Source organism: Alcanivorax sp. HI0083, from assembly GCF_001635175.1.
On sequence record NZ_LWFX01001729.1, the window covers coordinates 1 to 3,248 of the forward strand.

Here is a 3,248-nt window from a genome sequence, read left to right on the forward strand (position 1 = left end):
CTCCTCAGGCGCGCTGAGCACTTGCCGCAACAGCGGATCATTCGGGTTGCCCCGCTCGATCAGGTCCACGTAGCGACGCGGCACCCGCAAGGGAAAATCGCCTGCCGCCGCCAGGCTGGCGGGCAGGTCCTGCGGAGTCAGTCCCAGCTGCGCAAACAGCTCCGCCGGGTCGGTAATCAGATCGGCCTGCTGGCGCTGCCAGTCCGGCAACTCCCAACCGGCCGCTTCCTGCGTTATCATTGCCAGCCTTTCCAATGCCATACATCAACCTTTGGAACATTATTTATGGCCAACTATTCTACCAGTGAATTCAAGTCTGGCTTGAAAGTCATGCTCGATGGCGACCCCTGCTCCATCATCGAAAACGAATTCGTCAAGCCGGGCAAGGGCCAGGCATTCAACCGCGTGAAACTGCGCAACCTGCGTAACGGCAAGGTCTGGGAGCGCACCTTCAAGTCCGGCGACTCCCTGGAAGGCGCCGACGTGATGGACGTCCCCATGCAGTACATCTTCAACGACGGTGAATTCTGGCACTTCATGGACCAGACTTCCTTCGAGCAGAAGCAAGCCGACGAAGCGGCTGTGGCCGACGCCAAGCAATGGCTCAAGGAAGAAGACATCTGTGAGGTGACCCTCTACAACGGTGAGCCACTGTCCGTGAGCCCGCCCAATTTCGTGGAGCTGGAAATCACCGAAACCGACCCGGGCCTGAAAGGCGACACCGCTGGCACCGGTGGCAAACCCGCCACCCTGAGCACCGGTGCAGTCGTGCGCGTTCCGCTGTTCGTGCAGACCGGTGAAATCGTCAAAGTGGACACCCGGACCGGCGATTACGTGGGTCGGATTAAAAGCTAGACGCCTGACGCCAGATGCCTGACGAGCATACCCCAATGCATGACTGGCAGCCCACCGCCTCTCTGGAGGCCATGAAAGCGCGCGCTGAGCTGCTACGCACAGTGCGCGCCTTTTTTGATGCCCGCAACGTGCTGGAAGTGGACACCCCGCAACTGGCCCACCACGGCGTCAGCGACCTGCACATCCAGTGCATCCCAGTGGCAGGTTACGGCTACCTGCAGAGCTCCCCCGAATACCACATGAAACGACTGCTGGCCGCCGGCAGCGAGCCGATCTACCAGATCTGCAAGGCGTTCCGGGATGGTGAGGCCGGCAGGCGACACAACCCGGAGTTCACCATGCTGGAATGGTATCGGCCGGGCTTTTCCCTCAAGGATCTGGTGGACGAATGCCTGGCGCTGTTTGCCAAACTCTTTTGCGACACGCCCTCGCAGACTTACTCCTTTCGCGAACTGTTCCTGCAGGTCACCCGGCTTGATCCGCTCACCGCCAGTGACGCGGAACTGGTGGCCTGCGCGCAATACCATGGCGCACCGCCAGGGCTGAGCAAAACCGCCGCCGTGGACTACCTGATGGCCACCAAAGTGGAAGCTGCCCTGCCCGCCGAACAGCTCTCTGTGGTCACTGACTTCCCCGGCTGGGCCGCCGCACTGGCGCAAACCCATAAAGACGAAGACGGCGCCTTGCTCGCCCGCCGATTCGAGATCTATTACCGCGGCCTGGAACTGGCCAACGGCTATCAGGAACTCACCGACCCGGACGAACAACGCCAACGTTTCGAGCAGGACAATACCCTGCGCAAGAAGCATGGATTGAACCCCATGGCCGCGGATCCTTTCTTGCTTGACGCCATGGACGCCGGCCTGCCCGCCTGCAGCGGCGTAGCCATGGGCGTAGAGCGGCTACTGATGGCACAGCAAAGCCATGGCCGCATTGACGACGTCCAGACCTTTCCCTGGTCCCGCGCCTGAACCCGCTTTTCGCTTCAATCACCGGGAGAGAATGTTCACGCTCCACACGGCTCACGTTCAGCAGACCCGATTTTCAGCCTTATCCTGGCCCATTGAGCGTCACTCGTAGCACCCCGCCAGCCTGCTATACTCGCCGCACACCCCGTTCGGTTACCGGATCAACAAGGAACGCCATGAAATACCGCGATCTTCGAGACTTCATCAGCCAGCTGGAACAACTTGGCGAACTCAAGCGCATCACCGTTCCGGTGGACCCGAATCTGGAAATGACCGAAATCTGCGACCGCACCCTGCGCGCCGGCGGGCCCGCCCTGCTGTTTGAAAACCCGGTGGGCTTTGGCACCCCGGTGCTGGGCAACCTGTTCGGCACCGAGCGCCGAGTCGCGCTGGGCATGGGCCGCGACTCAGTGGCGGAGTTGCGTGAACTGGGCGAACTGCTGGCTTTCCTCAAGGAACCGGAGCCGCCCAAGGGCTTTCGCGATGCCTGGGAAAAACTGCCGGTATTCCGCAAGGTCCTGAGCATGAGCCCCAAGGTGTCCAACTCCGGCCCCTGCCAGGAAAAGGTGCTGGAAGGCGATGAAGTAGACCTGTACAAGCTGCCCATCCAGACCTGCTGGCCCGATGATGCCGGCCCCCTGGTCACCTGGCCGCTGGTGATCACCCGCGGCCCCAACAAGGAACGCCAGAACCTGGGCATCTACCGCCAACAGCTGATTGGCCGCAACAAGCTGATCATGCGCTGGCTTAGCCACCGGGGCGGCGCGCTGGATTTTCAGGAATGGCAGCAACAGCATCCCGGCGAGCCATTCCCGGTGAGCGTGGCGTTGGGCGCCGATCCTGCCACCATTCTCGGCGCGGTGACCCCGGTTCCCGATACCCTCAGCGAGTACGCCTTTGCCGGTTTGCTACGCGGCTCCAAGACCGAGCTGGTAAAATGTATCGGCAATGACCTGCAAGTCCCCGCCAGCGCCGAATTTGTTTTAGAGGGCTACCTCTACCCGGACGACATGGCAGACGAAGGCCCCTTCGGCGACCACACCGGGTATTACAACGAGGTGGAACGCTTCCCGGTGTTCACCGTGGAACGCATCACCCACCGCCGCGACCCCATTTACCACAGCACCTACACCGGCCGGCCACCGGATGAGCCGGCAGTGCTGGGCGTGGCCATGAACGAAATCTTCGTGCCGATCCTGAAAAAACAGTTCCCGGAAATTGTGGACTTCTACCTGCCCCCGGAAGGCTGCTCCTACCGCATGGCGGTGGTGACCATGAAGAAGCAGTACCCGGGCCATGCCAAGCGGGTAATGATGGGCGTGTGGTCCTTCCTGCGCCAGTTCATGTACACCAAGTTCGTGATTGTCTGCGATGACGACGTCAACGCCCGCGACTGGAAAGACGTGATCTGGGCCATGACCACCC

3 protein-coding genes and 1 pseudogene are annotated in these 3,248 nt (G+C 61.4%); 3 read left to right on the plus strand and 1 reads right to left on the minus strand.

The features are described 5' to 3' along the window. Nucleotides 1–240, minus strand: a pseudogene (locus tag A3754_RS25160) (EF-P beta-lysylation protein EpmB); the annotation flags it as partial. A gap of 45 nt (nt 241–285) precedes the next feature. Here A3754_RS25160 and efp point away from each other — a divergent pair. From efp to ubiD, 3 genes are all read left to right on the plus strand, one after another. After that, nucleotides 286–855 carry an elongation factor P gene (gene efp / locus A3754_RS25165; protein WP_063521660.1) on the plus strand — a complete coding sequence of 190 codons (570 nt, stop codon included), beginning with the start codon at nt 286–288 and terminating at the stop codon, nt 853–855. A 35-nt stretch (nt 856–890) separates the two neighbouring features. Continuing rightward, the gene (epmA, locus tag A3754_RS25170) at nt 891–1,826 is read left to right on the plus strand and encodes an EF-P lysine aminoacylase EpmA (RefSeq protein WP_063521662.1); all 936 of its coding nucleotides are present in this window, start codon (nt 891–893) and stop codon (nt 1,824–1,826) included. A gap of 173 nt (nt 1,827–1,999) precedes the next feature. Continuing rightward, nucleotides 2,000–3,248 (plus strand): 4-hydroxy-3-polyprenylbenzoate decarboxylase (gene ubiD / locus A3754_RS25175; RefSeq protein ID WP_063521661.1); only part of this gene is annotated, 1,249 nt, incomplete at its 3' end.